The following is a 19,749-nucleotide window of genomic DNA, read 5'->3' as shown; positions in this document are numbered from 1 at the left end:
AAGGTATTGAATTACCGAGTACGGGCACGCTCGGTGTTGTAAAGAGCAAATAATCAAGTAATGATGATGCTTCTACTCGATTATAAGAAAGCCATGATAGAGTACGATGGTATCTAGTTTTATTATTAATAGGTTTGGATATTTAAAGTTGGACAATATTATATCTTGTGCAAAAATATAAATAAGTTATACATAATGGTAGAGAATCATGATATAATTTTAAACGATAAAATATTTATATAAATAATTAGAGAAAATGTAGTTGTGTATGTTTTGTGGTCGTTAAACTAGATATAATTGTCCGATTTATAAAACATACATAATGAATACAATGATTGATTATGTGGAGGAAACCATGAAAGAAAAGTTTGATTTAGTAAAACTATTAAATATTCTAAAGAAGAATATTAAATTATTGCTTATTTTACCGGCAATATGTCTTGTAGTAAGTGCGGCATTAACCTTTTTTGTTATGCCTGACAAATATACTGCTTCTACTCAAATATTAGTGAACATGAAAAAGTCCTCAAGTGATTTAGCTTTCCAAAATGTTCAAAGTAGTTTGCAGTCTGTTAATACATATACGGAAATTATCAAAAGTCCTAGAATTCTAGATAAAGTATCTAGAGAATTTGATGGTCAGTATTCAACAGCTGAGTTGAATTCATTTTTAAAAGTAACCAATCAAACAAACTCTCAAATTATTACTGTATCAGTTACCACTGGGAATAAATCTGAATCTGACAAAATTGTTAATAAAATATCTAAAGTTTTTGCTCATGACATGCCTAAAATTATGAGTGTTGATAATGTTACGATACTTTCCTCAGCACATGATAATGCTGTAAAAGTATCTCCAATAGTATCTGTCAACTTAGTTATCAGCATTATTGTTGGTATTGTTTTAGCAATATTGATTATTTTCTTAAAAGAATTATTAGATAAGCGTATTAAGACAGAAGAAGATGTTGAATCGCAACTAGGATTACCTATTTTAGGTTCAATACAAAAATTTTAATTTACGAGGAATTACCATGACGAATACACGAAGAAGTACATCAAGTTTAATTGTCCATGAACAACCAAAGTCACCTATTAGCGAGAAATTTCGAGGCATAAGATCAAATATTATGTTTGCAAATCCTGACAGTGCAGTTCAAAGCATTGTAATCACTTCAGAGGCACCAGGCGCAGGTAAGTCTACAATTGCAGCAAATTTAGCAGTTGCATATGCGCAAGCAGGTTATAAAACACTAATCGTAGACGGGGATATGCGTAAACCTACGCAGCATTATATTTTTAATTTGCCAAACAATGAAGGCCTATCAAGTTTATTGCTAAATTGGTCAACTTATCAAGACAGTATTATCTCAACTGAAATTCAAGATTTAGACGTCTTGACGTCTGGGCCAATCCCACCGAATCCGTCAGAGTTAATTACATCAAGGGCATTTGCAAATTTGTATGACACATTATTGATGAATTATAACTTTGTAATTATCGATACGCCACCAGTGAACACAGTTACAGATGCGCAATTATTTTCAAAGTTTACCGGCAATGTTGTCTACGTAGTTAATTCGGAAAATAATAATAGAGATGAAGTTAAAAAAGGAAAAGAACTTATTGAAGCAACAGGTGCTAAATTATTAGGTGTAGTCTTAAATAGAATGCCTAAAGATAAAAGTGCTAGTTACTATGCATATTATGGGACTGATGAATCATGATTGATATTCATAACCATATATTAGTTGATATAGATGATGGTCCTAAAACAATTGAAAAGAGTATTGCACTATTAAAGCAAGCTAAGGATGAAGGTGTAACAAGTATTGTAGCGACACCTCATCATTTGCATCCGAGATATGATAATACATTTCAACAAGTGCTTGTGAAATTGGCGGAGTTAAGAACGCATCCAGAAGTTCAAGCATTGGATATTAAATTATTTCCCGGGCAAGAAATTAGAATTACAGATTCGATTCTGAAAGGCTTAGATAATGGTAGTATTCAAGGTATTAATCGTTCGAAATATTTATTAATTGAATTTCCAACGGGCGAAGTACCACATTATACAAAACAATTGTTTTTTGAAATACAATCGAGAGGTTACATACCAATCATTGCACATCCTGAAAGAAATAGAAGTATCGCCAAAAATCCGGAAATATTATATGAATTGGTTGCAAATGGGGCACTGAGTCAATTAACATCGAGTTCTTTAGTTGGTGGATTTGGTAAAAACATTCAAAAGTTATCATTACAATTTATAGAATGTAATTTGGCTCATTTTGTAGCTTCAGATGCACATTCATGTGACCAAAGACCATTTTTGATGCAAGAATTATTTCACAATCATAAATTGAAGAAATATTCGAATGATATTGAAGCATTACTTCGAAATGCCAGTTCAGTAATCAATGATAATTTTGTTTATTTAGACAGACCGACTAAGCCAGGAAAAGTGAAGTCGTTTTTGAAATGGTTTTAACTAAATATATTTTTTCGAATTAGACTGGTATACATGTACCAGTCTTTTTGAGTATGCTTAAAATGAATTATAATCATGATTATTTACTAATTCGTATAATACAACTTGTCTAATTGATTAAGGCGAATGGCTTTCAATAAAAAGACTCGTTTTTTATAGTGAAGGTAGTTTGAAAATAATGAATATAAAGATGAAGGTATTACTTTTGATATATAGGGCTAAGGAAGTGTTTTTATGGTATTAAGAAAAGTAATCATGCAGGACTTAGATCAAATTATTGCACTTGAAAATATTGGTTTTTCACCGGAAGAAGCTGCAACACGAGAGGCATTGAAATTGAGAATTGAACAAATTCAAGAAACTTTTATTGTAGCTGAAAAGAATGATGAAGTAATTGGATACATCAACGGTCCAGTCATAAAAGAGCGTTACATTAGCGATGATTTATTTAAAAATGTCTCCACAAATAATAGTGAAGGTGGCTATATTAGTGTGTTAGGTCTTGTTGTAGCACCAAATTATCAAGGTCAGGGTATTGCAGGTCGCTTACTAAACTATTTTGAAACTCTTGCTAAGAATCATCATCGACATGGTGTAACGTTAACATGTCGAGAATCATTAATTTCATTTTATGAAAAATATGGGTATCGTAATGAAGGTGTATCAGAATCATGTCATGGCGGTATTAAATGGTATAACCTTGTTAAAAATATAAAAAAGGATGATGAGGTGTAAATATGGCAGTTGTTTATGTAGCAGGAGGATGTTTATGGGGTGTTGAAGCATTTTTTGCAACAATACCTGGAATTATACATACAGAAGCAGGAAGAGCAAATGGAAGAAGCTCTAAATTAGACGGTCCGTATGATGGTTATGCTGAATGTGTCAAACTTCATATCGATGATCGTATGTTAACAATTACAGACATCATGAATTATTTATTTGAAATTATTGATCCATACAGTGTGAATCGACAAGGAAATGATATTGGAGAAAAGTATCGAACGGGTTTATATAGTTGTGTAGATGACCACTTAATTGAAGCTCGTCAGTTCATTGAACGACGTAAAGACAGAGATCAAATTGCAGTGGAAGTCTTACCGCTGTCTAATTACATTAAAAGTGCTGAAGAACATCAGCAACATTTAGAAAAATATCCAGAAGATATGCATATGTGTCATATTTCAAAAGATTTGCTAAATAAATACAAGTGATTTTCAGCGGAGAATAGATGTTTAAATTAACCAAAATCGGAGAAATACCTAGATATACTAAGAAAAGAGGTAGGTATTATGTATACGTTTGATGCACAATCATTAACTGCTAGAGAAAACTATAAATTATTAATTGGTTCAATTATTCCACGACCTATAGCTTTTGTTACAACATTAAATCAAGATGCATCAGTAAATGCAGCACCATTTAGCTTTTTTAATATTGTTAATAACCATCCGTCAATGGTTGCTATTGCAGTTCAACGTGCAGGAGGTAAGAGAAAAGATACTGCCTTGAATATAGAGCGGACTGGAGACTTTGTTGTGCATATTACAGACGAAGATAACGTTCAAGATATTAATGAGACTGCAGCGCCGTTAGCATATGGTGACAGTGAGTTGAGTCGTACAGAATTATCACTTTTAACATCTACAACGATTAAGACGCCAGGAATTAAAGACGCGAAAATGAGATTCGAATGTAAACTATCGCAAATGATATTGCTTGGAGATGTATTAGATGGGGCTGATTTAATAATAGGTGAAATTGTAACTTATCATATTGATGACAGTATTTATGAGGGTGATTTTAAAATCAATCCACACGCATTACAGGCTGTTTCTCGTTTAGCCGGAAATGATTATGCTAAATTAGGGGGAATATTTACGATAAAGAGACCAGAAAAATAATAAAACACATGCTATAGCGGTGTACCGTTTATGGATTGAATCAAAAGTACACAGGTGCTAAAGTATGTGCTTCTAAAATGAAGACTATTTTTTATTACAAGAAAATGTATCTAGTAAACTTAAAGTAGCAAGACCTAATAAATCTAATGGATGTTGTGCACCTTTTTTACCTTGGCCAGCTTCGAAATGTTTGTAAGCAGCTACACTTAAAATGCCTATCGTTGATAGTGATGCAAGGCGAGAAATGTTTTTATTGATAAAGCTAGCTGAGTATAAAGCAGCAGTAGTTGCTTCTGCAATGCCGACGTATTTTACAAGTTCTTTTTGTAAGCCAAAAGTATGTTCAAACAGTTCAATCATACCCTTATCTTCTTGCAATTTAGGTTTACTGGCTTGGTATAGCTCTTTCGCAAGTTTTAAATTCGTTGCGTAACGCAAAATCATATTTAATTCCTCCCAATATTTAATTTTTTGTGAAAGATGATTACTTTATCATTTTTACCCGTTTCTATAAAAATGAATCAATTATGTAACGTATGTGTAGTTTAGGAATGTTTGCTATGGAAATATAATTCTGTTCACTCAAAATGTATGAAATTAATGTGTAGTTTTGTCGAGTTGCTCTTTTAATTTGGTTAGATTGTTTTTTAGAGAAGCGGTACTATTTTTAAGTGCATCAACAGATTTACCTTCGTTTTGAGACATTGCGTTTATTACAGCACGAAGTTCTGTTTCTAGCATGTCAGCGTCGCCTTTAGCATTAGAACTTAATACTTTAATATCTCTTAAAAGGCTATCTGATAGTAGTGCATTTTTGCCAGTCACCAATTTCGAATTGTAATTCCAACCGCTACTTAACTCAATAGCATCTAAATCGGTTATATGATTATTTGTTCTCATCATACTTTCCTCCCTCGATGGAAATTACATTAGTATCCGATTTTAAACGGCCATTTCTATCTACCATTGACGGGGAAACATCATCTTTATAAAACTGTACAAATTTTGTGCTAGGATATGATTGCATAACGTCATTTATAGATTTTTGAAGGTTCCAAGCATAGTTTTTTACTGTTTCTCTATTTTTTTCTTTATCATAATAAGCAATGAACTCTGATTTCATATTTTTTTGTATTTGTGGATATTTGTTAATCAAAGATTGTAACTGTTGATTGAATGCATCACCTTTTAAGTGCATAACAGGTTTGAATTCTTTTTTGAACTTATCCAGATCATCGATACTATCTGTTCTGAAATTCAAGTATTGCCTTGTAACGCCGTTAAATTCTTGTTTTACTTGAAGTTTTTCGCTCATCGCATAATAGCTGTCTTTTTCAATTTCACTTTATTATTATAAACTAATCATGATTGAAGTAACTATAATTAATTAAATTTACAAAAGATATCATAAATATTAATTGTATAAATCCTTATCTGAATTTTTCGAATCAAGAACGCAAATTATAAGCAACCACGTCATATATAGTTTCTACTTATAAATAAATTGTTTATTTATATTAGACGCTTATGTAAAGAGGGCGTAACCTTAAATGTAATTACTTATAAGGGGTGAAGATAGTATGAATTATTCGCCAAAACAAGGTGTAAGAAGTCATGGTTTACCGCACGATCCATTTAAAAGTAGTACAGTACCACGTCCAATAGGGTGGATCTCTACTGTATCGAAAGATGGGAAAGATAATTTAGCGCCTTATAGTCAGTATCAAAACTTAACTTGGGATCCGCCTATGGTTATGTTCGCAGCAAATCAATCTGTTCTTGGTGATCATGAGCGTAAAGATACAGTAAAAAATGCAGAAGAGACAGGGTGGTTTGTATGGAACATGGCCACGTATGATTTAAGAGAAGCTGTTAATTTATCGTCGAAGGCACTACCACCTGAAGAGGATGAATTTGAATATGCAGGTGTGACGAAAGAAGCATGTATAGAAGCACCAGGTTATCGAGTCAAAGAATCGCCAGTACATTTTGAATGTGAGTACGTTCAAACGATTCGTATTCCGACAGGAGACCCAGTATCTACCGTAGATATTGTTATAGGAAGAGTTGCCCAAGTTCATATTGACGATAAGGTTATTCTTGATAATGGTAAATTGGACATTAAGTCGATTAAACCTATTGCCAGATTAGGATATTACGATTACACAGTAGTGAATGAGATATTTGAAATGAAAGCACCTGCAGCTTCTAAAGAAGAGTTAGCAGGTTTAGAAGGAAGAAATTTCGATAATCAATCAGATGAAAAGAGATAAGTAATTTAATCATTTTAGTGAATTCAATGCATCGTTACTAAATATTCAACTTAATAGCGATGCATTTTTTCGCTTTATAAATGAAAATGTTAAAGCAATATGTCGTGGTATTTATATTTTTAAAGAAGAATCTTTTAGAATTACACATATATTACACTAGGTTTATTGAAAAAATATTGGTATTACTTTAATATTAAAGATGTATTTTGCATATAATATTTATCGTTTAGTTGTAAATTAACTATTTATAAATAAAAGGTGGATGATATAGATATATTAATACAATAATTATTTTAAAAACGAAACAATTATAATGATTAAACATAAAGCCAATTAGCCAAATTTATATAAAAAAAGATTATACGCATAAACGAGAAAAAGTAATTTTAAAAATATGAAAACGATTACATTTAGACGAATAAAAATGAATTTTTACAAATTTTAACAAAATGAGTATTTTTGTATCAAAAAAGAGTTGTATTAAATTGAATAGTGGCATATATTATAATCTAATGAATGTAAAGATAATACAAGGAGTTATTACATGAGTAAAAGACAGAAAGCATTTCATGACAGCTTAGCAAACGAAAAAACAAGAGTAAGACTTTATAAATCTGGAAAAAATTGGGTAAAATCCGGAATTAAAGAAATAGAAATGTTCAAAATTATGGGGCTACCATTTATTAGTCATAGTTTAGTGAGTCAAGATAATCAAAGCATTAGTAAAAAAATGACGGGATACGGACTGAAAACTACGGCGGTTATTGGTGGTGCATTCACGGTAAACATGTTACATGACCAGCAAGCTTTTGCGGCTTCTGATGCACCATTAACTTCTGAATTAAACACACAAAGTGAAACAGTAGGTAATCAAAACTCAACGACAATCGAAGCATCAACATCAACAGCCGATTCCACAAGCGTAACGAAAAATAGTAGTTCGGTACAAACATCAAATAGTGACACAGTCTCAAGTGAAAAGTCTGAAAATGTCACTTCGACAACTAATAGTACAAGCAATCAACAAGAAAAATTAACATCTACATCAGAATCAACATCCTCAAAGAATACTACATCAAGTTCTGATACTAAATCTGTAGCTTCAACTTCAAGTACAGAACAACCAATTAATATATCAACAAATCAAAGTACTGCATCAAATAACACTTCACAAAGCACAACGCCATCTTCAGCCAACTTAAACAAAACTAGCACAACGTCAACTAGCACCGCACCAGTAAAACTTCGAACTTTCAGTCGCTTAGCTATGTCAACATTTGCGTCAGCAGCGACGACAACCGCATTAACTGCTAATACAATTACAGTTAATAAAGATAACTTAAAACAATATATGACAACGTCAGGTAATGCCACTTATGACCAAAGTACAGGGGTCGTAACGTTAACGCAAGATACAACAAGTCAAAAAGGTGCCATTACATTAGGAACACGTATTGACTCTAATAAGAGTTTTCATTTTTCTGGAAAAGTAAATTTAGGTAACAAATATGAAGGGCATGGAAATGGTGGAGATGGTATCGGTTTTGCCTTTTCACCAGGTGTATTAGGTGAAACAGGGTTAAACGGTGCCGCAGTAGGTATCGGTGGTTTGAGTAATGCATTCGGTTTCAAATTAGATACGTATCACAATACATCTAAACCAAATTCAGCAGCAAAAGCGAATGCAGACCCATCTAATGTAGCTGGTGGTGGTGCGTTTGGTGCCTTTGTTACAACAGATAGTTATGGCGTTGCGACAACGTACACATCAAATTCAACAGCTGATAACGCTGCGAAGTTAAATGTTCAACCAACAAATAACACGTTCCAAGATTTTGATATTAACTATAATGGTGATACAAAGGTTATGACTGTCAAATATGCAGGTCAAACATGGACACGTAATATTTCAGATTGGATTGCAAAAAGTGGTACGACCAACTTTTCATTATCAATGACAGCCTCAACAGGTGGCGCGACAAATTTACAACAAGTACAATTTGGAACATTCGAATATACAGAATCTGCTGTTACACAAGTGAGATACGTTGATGTAACAACAGGTAAAGATATTATTCCCCCAAAAACATATTCAGGAAATGTTGACCAAGTAGTAACAATTGACAATCAACAATCAGCAATGTCTGCTAAAGGATATAACTATACATCGGTAGATAGTTCGTATGCATCAACTTATAACGATACTAATAAAACTGTAAAAATGACGAATGCTGGACAATCTGTAACATATTACTTTACTGATGTGAAAGCACCAACTGTAACTGTAGGCAATCAAACTACTGAAGTGGGTAAAACAATGAATCCTGTTGTGTTGACTACAACGGATAATGGTACTGGGACTGTGACAAATACAGTTACAGGATTACCAAGCGGATTAAGTTATGATAGTGCAACTAATTCAATCATTGGGACACCTACGAAAATTGGTCAATCAACAGTGACAGTTGTGTCTACTGACCAAGCAAATAATAAATCGACGACAGCTTTTACAATAAATGTTGTGGATACGACAGCACCAACAGTGACACCAATAGGAGATCAATCATCAGAAGTGTATTCACCAATATCCCCAATTAAAATTGCTACGCAGGACAACAGTGGAAATGCGGTGACGAATACAGTGACTGGATTGCCATCTGGACTAACATTCGATAGTACAAATAATACCATTAGTGGTACACCAACAAACATTGGTACAAGTACTATAACAATCGTTTCTACAGATGCGAGCGGTAACAAAACGACAACAACTTTTAAATATGAAGTAACAAGAAATAGCATGAGTGATTCCGTATCAACATCAGGAAGTACACAACAATCCCAAAGTGTGTCAACAAGTAAAGCTGACTCACAAAGTGCATCAACGAGCACATCAGGATCGATTGTGGTATCTACATCAGCTAGTACCTCGAAATCGACAAGTGTAAGCCTATCTGATTCTGTGAGTGCATCTAAGTCATTAAGCACATCTGAAAGTAATAGTGTATCAAGCTCAACAAGCACAAGTTTAGTGGATTCACAAAGTGTATCATCAAGCATGTCAGGTTCAGTTAGTAAATCAACATCATTAAGCGATTCTATTTCGAACTCTAGCAGTACTGAAAAATCCGAAAGTCTATCAACAAGTACATCTGATTCATTGCGTACATCAACATCACTCAGTGACTCATTAAGTATGAGTACATCAGGAAGCTTGTCTAAGTCACAAAGCTTATCAACGAGTATATCAGGGTCGTCTAGTACATCAGCATCATTAAGTGACAGTACATCGAATGCAATTAGTACATCAACATCATTGAGCGAGTCAGCTAGCACCTCGGACTCTATCAGTATTTCAAATAGCATAGCCAACTCTCAAAGTGCGTCAACAAGCAAATCAGATTCACAAAGTACATCAATATCATTAAGTACAAGTGATTCAAAATCGATGAGTACATCAGAATCATTGAGCGATTCGACGAGCATAAGTGGTTCTGTTTCTGGATCACTAAGCATAGCAGCATCACAAAGTGTCTCAACAAGTACATCAGACTCGATGAGTACTTCAGAGATAGTAAGTGACTCTATCAGTACAAGTGGGTCATTATCTGCATCAGACAGTAAATCAATGTCTGTAAGTAGTTCAATGAGCACGTCTCAGTCAGGTAGTACATCAGAATCATTAAGTGATTCACAAAGTACATCTGATTCTGATAGTAAGTCATTATCACAAAGTACTAGTCAATCAGGTTCAACAAGTACATCAACGTCGACAAGTGCTTCAGTACGTACTTCGGAATCACAAAGTACGTCTGGTTCAATGAGTGCAAGTCAATCCGATTCAATGAGCATATCAACGTCGTTTAGTGATTCAACGAGTGATAGCAAATCAGCATCAACTGCATCAAGTGAATCAATATCACAAAGTGCTTCTACGAGCACATCTGGTTCGGTAAGTACTTCGACATCGTTAAGTACAAGTAATTCAGAACGTACATCAACATCTATGAGTGATTCCACAAGCTTAAGTACATCAGAGTCTGATTCAATAAGTGAATCAACGTCAACGAGCGACTCTATAAGTGAAGCAATATCTGCTTCAGAGAGCACGTCTATATCATTAAGTGAATCAAATAGTACTAGCGATTCAGAATCACAAAGTGCATCTGCCTTTTTAAGTGAATCATTAAGTGAAAGTACGTCTGAATCAACATCAGAGTCAGTGAGTAGTTCGACAAGTGAGAGTACGTCATTATCAGACAGTACATCAGAATCTGGTAGCACATCAACATCATTAAGTAATTCAACAAGTGGTAGTGCGTCCATTTCAACATCGACAAGTAACAGTGAATCAACGTCAACGTCTAAGAGCGAGAGTGTTTCAACATCACTGAGTACGTCAACGAGTACAAGTTTGTCTGACTCTACAAGTTTGTCAACATCAATAAGTGATTCCACAAGTGATAGTAAGTCTGATTCATTAAGTACATCAATGTCGACAAGTGATTCAATCAGTACAAGTAAATCTGATTCCATTAGTACATCCACATCATTAAGTGGTTCTACAAGTGAAAGTGAATCCGACTCAACATCATCAAGTGAAAGTAAATCCGATTCAACATCAATGAGCATAAGTATGTCCCAATCAACATCAGGAAGTACAAGTACGTCAACGAGTACAAGTTTGTCTGACTCAACGAGTACATCATTGTCACTAAGTGCCTCAATGAATCAAAGCGGAGTAGACTCAAACTCAGCAAGCCAAAGTGCCTCAAACTCAACAAGTACAAGCACGAGCGAATCCGATTCACAAAGCACATCAACATATACAAGTCAGTCAACAAGCCAAAGTGAATCAACATCGACATCAACGTCACTAAGCGATTCGACAAGCACATCCGAATCACTGAGTACATCTATGTCTGGTTCACAAAGCATTTCTGACTCGACATCAACAAGTATGTCCGGCTCAACAAGTACATCTGAATCTAACTCAATGCATCCGTCAGACTCAATGAGTATGCATCATACTCACAGCACGAGCACATCTCGCTTATCAAGTGAAGCAACAACGAGCACGAGTGAATCTCAGTCTACATTAAGTGCAACATCTGAAGTGACTAAACATAATGGCACGCCAGCACAAAGTGAAAAAAGATTGCCAGATACAGGTGACTCAATAAAACAAAATGGATTACTAGGTGGCGTTATGACATTATTAGTTGGTTTAGGTTTAATGAAGAGAAAGAAAAAGAAAGATGAAAATGATCAAGATGATTCTCAAGCATAAATTGAATTTATAGCTGGCTAAAATTAAAAAGACTGAGGCACCAATCACTAGAAAAATCGATATAGGATTTTAATAATTAGTGATGAACCCTTAGTCTTTTTAATGTTTTTGATATAAAAGAGGTGCAACATGTTAAAACTTTTACAACAATACGAATATAAAATTATATATAAACGTATGCTATACACATGTTTTATCTTGTTTATTTACATATTAGGCACAAACATTTCCATCGTTTCCTATAACGATATGCAAGTAAAACATGAGTCATTTTTTAAAATAGCTATTTCTAATATGGGTGGAGACGTTAATACTTTAAACATTTTCACTTTAGGATTAGGTCCGTGGTTAACATCAATGATTATCTTGATGCTGATTTCTTATCGGAATATGGATAAATACATGAAACAAACAAGTCTTGAGAAGCATTATAAAGAGCGCATCTTAACATTAATTTTAAGTGTTATTCAAAGTTATTTTGTGATTCATGAATATGTTTCGAAAGAACGTGTTCATCAAGACAATATTTACTTAACAATATTGATTTTGGTTACTGGAACGATGTTATTAGTTTGGTTAGCTGACAAAAATAGTCGCTACGGCATCGCAGGACCAATGCCGATTGTAATGGTTAGTATTATTAAATCAATGATGCATCAAAAAATGGAATATATAGATGCAAGTCATATTGTGATTGCGTTGTTAATCATCCTTGTGATAATCACATTGTTTATCTTATTATTTATTGAATTAGTAGAAGTGAGAATACCATATATCGATTTAATGAACGTTTCCGCAACAAATATGAAATCTTATTTATCTTGGAAAGTTAACCCTGCAGGCAGTATTACTTTAATGATGAGTATTTCAGCTTTTGTTTTCTTAAAAAGTGGCATTCATTTTATTTTATCTATGTTTAATAAAAGCATATCAGATGACATGCCAATGCTGACATTTGATAGTCCAGTAGGTATTTCAGTATATTTAGTGATTCAAATGTTATTGGGTTATTTTTTATCGAGATTTTTAATCAATACTAAACAAAAATCCAAAGATTTCTTAAAGAGTGGCAATTATTTTTCAGGAGTTAAACCTGGTAAGGATACAGAACGTTATTTAAATTATCAAGCACGACGCGTATGTTGGTTTGGATTGGCATTAGTTACAGTCATTATTGGTATACCGCTTTATTTCACATTGTTTGTACCGCATTTATCTACTGAAATTTATTTCTCAGTACAACTGATTGTATTAGTTTACATCAGTATTAATATTGCAGAAACAATTCGTACATATTTATATTTTGATAAATATAAGCCATTTTTAAACCAGTATTGGTAAGGAGGTAATTATGAAATACTTTATTCCAGCTTGGTACGATGACCAACGATGGTGGCAAGACACGACTGTGCCGTATTATCAACTACAAAATAAGACGGAATTTGACGATATGATTAGTTTAATGGGAATGCACCTTGAAAATGACTTAGATTATCAACTGATTGTTCTCAATCATGCACCAAATTTAAGAACATTTTTACATCGATATGACTTATATGAGACAAAGTATTCGTCTGTGTTTGATGAAATTCAAGGATTCAGTCACCATGCGCCACAAGCGATTAATTATCATCACTTAAAATGGCCGGATGATGTTGAGTTTGTGTACACACCGTATTTATTAAAATGTGTGACGAGTGAACAGACCTATACAAATATTTATTTTAGTCAAGAAGGGTATTCAATTTGGTTTGAAGAATTTGAAAGAGATCAGTTACAACGGCGTTATATTTTTGATGACAGAGGTTATTTATCAGCGATACGTTATTTTGATGATCAGGGAGAGGCTTCTTACCAAGAATATTTAACGATTAATGGAGATTGTGTACTTCATGAAGATTTGAAAAATGGCAGAGTCACTGTTTCAAAAAGATATCAACATCACTATCAACAAACAGAATATAACAATATGGCTCAACTAATTGAAGAAAAATTTCAAGCAATGATTGCACAACAAATACATGAAGATGATCATGTGATTGTGGCTTCAGATGCTAGGCACAATCGACAAATAGCCAATCATATTCCAGCGAAATCATTAAGTTATTCATTTTTTAAAAATAGAAATGAAACTGTGTCAGATGAGGAATATCAATCTATCGTAAAGAATGCCCATTTAATTGTTGATAGTGTGCAACTAGAACGTGATTTAATTAGTCATCAAGAGAAGTATCAGCGGGAGAATACAATGATTCGAATCACACCATTTGAAACGAGACAATCACCTAATATAAGTAGTCAATTGATGGAAACATTTATAGGTGTATGGATAGATGGTATGAGTGACGCTGATTTGCAACAAATGATGCAACGACTTGTGGATTATATCGCACAGGAAGATTATTACCGTTTAATTTTATTATCGCGCCATCAAAATGACATACCGATGTGGCTTCGTGAATGTATTACGTCGGTAAATGAGGAATACCAAGCTAAACAGAATGCGGATGTTAATGTTTCAGCATTAATGACACCTGAAGATCAAGATGACATCATTGCTGTTAAGACGATACATGCTGAACATGATGTTGTAGAAGCATTGCGGACGTTGCGACTTGTGATAGATATGTCAAAAGAACCTGACTTGTATTTACAAATTAGTGCAATTAGCGCTGGGATTCCACAAATTAATGGTCAACAAACAGATTACGTCTCTGATTATGACAATGGCCGTATTATAAATACAGTTGATGAATTAGATGATGCGTTAAATTATTATTTATTTTATTTGAAAAATTGGAATTATGCGTACGCCTATTCTTTAAAATTAATAGATGCATATGCTTCTAAGAATATTATTAATCAGCTCGATGAGTTAATAGAAGGTGAAAATGATGCCACGTAAATTTAGAGTTTTGCAAATTGGAGGAGACGATTTAGAACCTATTTTTCAACACAAAAAAGGTGTGAGTTGGGATTACTTCGATATTGGATTGTTTGAATTTGATAGTGGTTATGTAGAGGCTATTGAAGCGATTGTTGAAGCAGAAGGGCGCTTTGATTTTATCTATATTCAAGCACCATACTCGGAGACATTAACGAATTTATTACAAATGATAAGCGAACCATACAATACGTATGTTGATGAATCATTTTGGTCAGTTGAATATGAACAAGACGAAAATGTCCAAAAATACGTTGTTCAACCATTACATTACCGGAATATTGAAGAACGTAATAATAAATTAGAGGCAGTTAGCTTCTCAGGACAGTATGGAGATAAGGTTTCTCCTAAGTTAGCACTTGTGCATCCGAATTTTAAAGGAGATGTCGTTTACCAAGGTAATTCAGAGCTCACATTGAGTGGAGAATTTGGGAAAGAATTTAAACCTATCGCATCTTGGCAAAATAATCTCGTTTACGATAAAGATAAAGTCATTCAAATATGGCCAGAATTTGATATTGATGGTGCGGTCGAGTTGCAATATACATTTAGATTGATTCAGACTGGCGCTGATGGTGCATTAATTGAACAAATCGTATTGACTGATGATATGTTAGACAGTCCTTTAGAGATACCTGCGAAACCATTTGATGCTTATATAAGTGTAACTGTTAAGGCGCGTGGGAACGGGACGGTACATTTAGGACCTATACACAAACGATGGTCTAGATTAGACATGGGTCAATTTTTACTTGGTGGTAGTCGTTTCGTAGATAGTCAACGACAGGAATTTATTTATTATTTCCACCCTGGTGATATGAAACCGCCACTAAACGTATATTTTAGTGGTTATCGAACAGCGGAAGGTTTCGAAGGATATTATATGATGAAACGTATGAATGCACCGTTTTTACTTATCGGCGATCCTCGTGTTGAAGGTGGTAGTTTTTATATCGGTTCATCTGAATATGAACAAGGTATTATCAATGTTATTGACGAGACATTAGAAAAGCTGAATTTTAAATCACATGAATTAATATTATCTGGTTTATCTATGGGTTCATTTGGTGCCTTGTATTATGGTGCTCAGTTAAATCCTCAGGCAATTATTGTTGGTAAACCACTTGTTAATATTGGAACGATTGCTGAACATATGCGATTACTTAGACCAGAAGAGTTCGGTACAGCATTAGACGTCCTGGTGTCTAATGAAGGTGATACATCTCAAGCGTCGATACAGGCATTAAATCAAAAATTTTGGCAAACATTTCAAAAGAAATCATTGTCACAAACTGTTTTTGCCATAGCATATATGCAACATGATGATTATGATCCACATGCATTTCAAGAGCTATTACCTGTATTGACAGCACACCAAGCAAGAGTGATGAATCGCAGTATTCCTGGGCGACATAATGATGATTCACCTACCATTGCAAGTTGGTTTGTTAATTTTTACAACATTATTTTGGAAGACAAGTTTGGGAGAGTTCAACATGCTGAAAAACAAAACATTTAAAGTTACTTGGAATTATATTTCACAAACTACATTTATGTATGGCTCTAAAGTATCATTTTCAAATGGTGAAGTGACTTTTATAAATCCTTTGATGCCCTCTGGATTACCGATTCATGAGTGGTTGATGTTAAAGCAATTTTCAAAATATAAAAGTGCGCCAAGTTTACCAATTTTGCGTAGAGGACAGCATTATAAATTGCATTTTGATTTTGATGCAACGCCTGCTGGTTCAGTGTATTTTATCATCATTTTTTATAATAAAAATGGCACAAAACTAAGTACTGAGATTGTAAAGTCAAATAGTATTACGATTCAATATCCTGATGAAGCCTATGCTTATAAAATAAAAATGATGAATGCAGCATCGACGAGTCTTATATTTAGATGTTTAACAATCACAGAGATGACGCATCAAGATGATTTAGAGTATAAAAGCATGCGGGTGACGAAGATAGGCGATGACCAATATGGAAATGATATGATCAATGTCATTATTGCAGAACCATCTGACACCTATCCAACTATTTCGAATGATTTTTTGAAACTGTTTGGTCATGTTTGGCTCGTTGAACGTTGGATGGACGACAATATCGAGGGAAATATTAAGCAACTAAAGAATGATTTGCAAAGTCAAGATACCCTAAAGGCTATTAATTTGATTAGTTATGGGTCAAAGTCAAATGTTTTTGCAACTTATGTCGCTCAGCATTTGGGTTGCAAAGTGTATCGTACAAGCCATGAAGATGATGATTTAAAAGGATGGCTTACAGAACATGTCCCAGGAAATCATGAACTAAAAGATACAAATGTCGAGGTTTATTTTAAAGAAGAGCAAGACAAACATCTAAATTATATGTCACGTTTAATGAATCCAGTACGATTTTTAGATTACTTAGATGTATCGAAACTGAATGGTGGGGAAGTAAATGAAACATAAACTAGATGTTACGATAAACGAATTAAGACTAAAGTCGATTAGAAAAATAGTGAAACGCATCAATACATGGAGCGATGAAGTTAAATCATATTCTGATGATGCGTTAAAACAAAAGACAATAGAATTTAAAGAACGTTTAGCATCAGGAGTTGATACACTAGATACATTGTTACCTGAAGCTTATGCAGTGGCACGTGAAGCGAGCTGGAGAGTATTAGGTATGTATCCTAAAGAAGTTCAGTTAATCGGAGCGATTGTATTGCATGAAGGTAACATTGCGGAGATGCAAACAGGCGAAGGTAAAACATTAACGGCAACGATGCCTTTATATTTAAATGCTCTTTCGGGAAAAGGAACATATTTAATTACAACGAATGATTATTTAGCGAAGCGAGATTTTGAAGAGATGCAACCATTATATGAATGGTTAGGTTTAACTGCTTCATTAGGTTTTGTTGATATTGTGGATTATGAGTATCAAAAAGGGGAAAAACGTAATATATATGAACATGATATTATATATACAACTAATGGACGTCTCGGTTTTGATTATTTAATTGATAATTTGGCTGATAGTGCGGAAGGGAAATTTTTACCACAATTAAATTACGGTATTATTGATGAAGTGGATTCAATCATTTTAGATGCTGCTCAAACACCATTAGTTATTTCGGGTGCACCAAGATTACAATCAAATCTATTTCATATTGTGAAAGAGTTTGTAGATACATTGATTGAAGACGTGCATTTTAAAATGAAGAAGACCAAAAAAGAAATATGGCTGTTAAATCAAGGTATTGAAGCGGCACAATCATACTTTAATGTTGAAGATTTATATAGCGAACAAGCGATGGTCCTAGTGCGTAATATTAATTTAGCACTGCGCGCACAATATTTGTTTGAATCTAATGTCGATTACTTTGTATATAATGGTGATATTGTTTTAATTGACCGTATTACAGGTCGTATGTTACCGGGAACTAAGTTGCAAGCTGGACTTCACCAAGCTATTGAAGCGAAAGAAGGTATGGAGGTTTCAACAGATAAAAGTGTTATGGCAACAATTACCTTCCAGAATTTATTTAAACTTTTTGAATCATTTTCAGGTATGACAGCTACAGGAAAATTAGGCGAATCAGAGTTCTTTGATTTGTATTCAAAAATAGTCGTACAAGTACCAACTGATAAAGCGATTCAACGTATCGATGAACCAGATAAAGTGTTTCGTTCAGTTGATGAGAAAAACATCGCGATGATTCATGATATAGTTGAACTTCATGAAACGGGGCGACCGGTTTTACTCATAACGAGAACTGCTGAAGCGGCTGAATACTTTTCGAAAGTATTATTCCAAATGGATATTCCTAATAATTTACTCATTGCGCAAAATGTTGCAAAAGAAGCGCAGATGATAGCTGAAGCAGGGCAAATTGGTTCCATGACTGTTGCGACTAGTATGGCAGGTCGAGGCACAGATATTAAACTTGGTGAAGGTGTCGAAGCATTAGGTGGATTAGCTGTTATTATTCATGAACATATGGAAAATAGCCGTGTAGACAGGCAATTACGTGGTCGTTCTGGTAGACAAGGGGATCCGGGATCATCTTGTATATATATTTCACTAGATGATTATTTAGTTAAGCGATGGAGCGATAGTAATTTAGCGGAAAATAATCAATTATATTCATTAGATGCACAACGATTATCGCAAAGTAATTTGTTTAATCGCAAAGTTAAGCAAATTGTAGTTAAAGCGCAGCGTATCTCGGAAGAACAAGGGGTTAAAGCTCGTGAAATGGCTAATGAATTTGAAAAAAGCATTAGTATACAGCGAGATCTTGTATACGAGGAACGCAATCGAGTTTTAGAAATAGATGATGCTGAGAATCAAGATTTTAAAGCGTTAGCTAAAGATGTATTTGAAATGTTTGTAAATGAGGAAAAGGTGCTAACAAAATCGCGTGTTGTCGAGTATATTTATCAAAATTTAAGTTTCCAATTTAATAAAGATGTGGCTTGTGTTAATTTTAAAGATAAGCAAGCAGTAGTGACATTTTTATTAGAGCAATTTGAAAAGCAATTAGCTTTGAATCGTAAAAACATGCAAAGTGCATATTATTATAATATTTTCGTTCAAAAAGTCTTTTTGAAAGCAATTGATTCATGTTGGTTAGAACAAGTCGACTATTTACAACAATTAAAAGCAAGCGTTAATCAACGACAAAATGGGCAACGTAACGCTATTTTTGAATACCATAGAGTTGCCTTAGATTCATTTGAAGTTATGACACGAAATATCAAAAAAAGAATGGTGAAAAATATTTGTCAAAGCATGATTACATTTGATAAAGAGGGTATGCCAGTTATACATTTTCCATAAATGAAAAGGGG

Annotated in this window: 15 protein-coding genes and 1 pseudogene; 13 read left to right on the top strand and 3 right to left on the bottom strand. The window is 33.9% G+C overall.

Annotation, left to right across the window (positions count from 1 at the left end; translation table 11 throughout):
* Positions 1-355 precede the first annotated feature (355 nt).
* The 6 genes from IDG63_RS01985 (at position 356) to IDG63_RS01960 (ending at position 4,395) form a co-directional block, all read left to right on the top strand.
* Positions 356-1,018, top strand: coding sequence for a Wzz/FepE/Etk N-terminal domain-containing protein (locus tag IDG63_RS01985; protein WP_000659675.1), 663 nt, complete (start codon positions 356-358; stop codon positions 1,016-1,018).
* A gap of 16 nt (positions 1,019-1,034) precedes the next feature.
* Positions 1,035-1,727 carry a polysaccharide biosynthesis tyrosine autokinase gene (locus IDG63_RS01980; RefSeq protein ID WP_000185864.1) on the top strand — a complete coding sequence of 231 codons (693 nt, stop codon included), beginning with the start codon at positions 1,035-1,037 and terminating at the stop codon, positions 1,725-1,727.
* Positions 1,724-2,491: a tyrosine-protein phosphatase gene (locus IDG63_RS01975; protein WP_000565310.1), complete on the top strand. Its 768-nt coding sequence runs from the start codon at positions 1,724-1,726 to the stop codon at positions 2,489-2,491. The genes IDG63_RS01980 and IDG63_RS01975 overlap by 4 nt, the downstream gene beginning before the upstream one ends.
* 234 nt (positions 2,492-2,725) lie before the next feature.
* Positions 2,726-3,226, top strand: a complete 501-nt coding sequence (locus tag IDG63_RS01970; RefSeq protein WP_000244278.1) for a GNAT family N-acetyltransferase — start codon at positions 2,726-2,728, stop codon at positions 3,224-3,226.
* A 2-nt stretch (positions 3,227-3,228) separates the two neighbouring features.
* Positions 3,229-3,705 (top strand): peptide-methionine (S)-S-oxide reductase, encoded by a 477-nt coding sequence (locus IDG63_RS01965; protein ID WP_000301928.1) that lies wholly within the window; start codon positions 3,229-3,231, stop codon positions 3,703-3,705.
* 78 nt (positions 3,706-3,783) lie between these two features.
* Positions 3,784-4,395, top strand: a complete 612-nt coding sequence (locus IDG63_RS01960; RefSeq protein WP_206176347.1) for a flavin reductase family protein — start codon at positions 3,784-3,786, stop codon at positions 4,393-4,395.
* Between the two features lie 84 nt (positions 4,396-4,479).
* On the opposite strand, the gene IDG63_RS01955 is transcribed toward IDG63_RS01960, so the two are convergent.
* The 3 genes and pseudogenes from IDG63_RS01955 to IDG63_RS01945 all read right to left on the bottom strand — a co-directional run.
* Positions 4,480-4,839 (bottom strand): hypothetical protein, encoded by a 360-nt coding sequence (locus tag IDG63_RS01955; protein ID WP_000603482.1) that lies wholly within the window; start codon positions 4,837-4,839, stop codon positions 4,480-4,482.
* Positions 4,840-4,992: 153 nt separating this feature from the next.
* Positions 4,993-5,295, bottom strand: a complete 303-nt coding sequence (locus IDG63_RS01950) for a hypothetical protein (protein ID WP_001260045.1) — start codon at positions 5,293-5,295, stop codon at positions 4,993-4,995.
* Positions 5,282-5,740, bottom strand: a pseudogene (locus tag IDG63_RS01945) (hypothetical protein); the annotation flags it as partial. The gene IDG63_RS01950 and the pseudogene IDG63_RS01945, both read right to left, overlap by 14 nt.
* A 235-nt stretch (positions 5,741-5,975) precedes the next feature.
* Between IDG63_RS01945 and IDG63_RS01940 the strand changes: the two are divergent.
* The 7 genes from IDG63_RS01940 (at position 5,976) to secA2 (ending at position 19,738) form a co-directional block, all read left to right on the top strand.
* Complete coding sequence (locus IDG63_RS01940) at positions 5,976-6,668, top strand: flavin reductase family protein (protein ID WP_001109873.1); 693 nt, start codon at positions 5,976-5,978, stop codon at positions 6,666-6,668.
* Between the two features lie 544 nt (positions 6,669-7,212).
* Positions 7,213-11,958 carry a lectin-like domain-containing protein gene (locus IDG63_RS01935; protein WP_086095910.1) on the top strand — a complete coding sequence of 1,582 codons (4,746 nt, stop codon included), beginning with the start codon at positions 7,213-7,215 and terminating at the stop codon, positions 11,956-11,958.
* 129 nt (positions 11,959-12,087) lie between these two features.
* A complete protein-coding gene (secY2, locus tag IDG63_RS01930; protein ID WP_000916119.1) occupies positions 12,088-13,299 on the top strand; it encodes an accessory Sec system protein translocase subunit SecY2 in 1,212 nt (403 codons plus the stop codon).
* Between the two features lie 10 nt (positions 13,300-13,309).
* Complete coding sequence (gene asp1 / locus IDG63_RS01925) at positions 13,310-14,863, top strand: accessory Sec system protein Asp1 (RefSeq protein WP_000873197.1); 1,554 nt, start codon at positions 13,310-13,312, stop codon at positions 14,861-14,863.
* Positions 14,853-16,421, top strand: a complete 1,569-nt coding sequence (gene asp2 / locus IDG63_RS01920) for an accessory Sec system protein Asp2 (protein ID WP_001137474.1) — start codon at positions 14,853-14,855, stop codon at positions 16,419-16,421. The genes asp1 and asp2 overlap by 11 nt, the downstream gene beginning before the upstream one ends.
* Positions 16,399-17,358: an accessory Sec system protein Asp3 gene (gene asp3 / locus IDG63_RS01915; RefSeq protein WP_000916731.1), complete on the top strand. Its 960-nt coding sequence runs from the start codon at positions 16,399-16,401 to the stop codon at positions 17,356-17,358. Before asp2 ends, asp3 begins: the two co-directional genes overlap by 23 nt.
* Complete coding sequence (secA2, locus tag IDG63_RS01910; protein ID WP_000680947.1) at positions 17,348-19,738, top strand: accessory Sec system translocase SecA2; 2,391 nt, start codon at positions 17,348-17,350, stop codon at positions 19,736-19,738. Before asp3 ends, secA2 begins: the two co-directional genes overlap by 11 nt.
* Positions 19,739-19,749: the final 11 nt, after the last annotated feature.

This window comes from Staphylococcus sp. EG-SA-14, from assembly GCF_017151935.1.
In the GTDB taxonomy this organism is placed as follows: domain Bacteria; phylum Bacillota; class Bacilli; order Staphylococcales; family Staphylococcaceae; genus Staphylococcus; species Staphylococcus aureus.
This window is presented reverse-complemented; position numbering and strand designations above follow the sequence as displayed.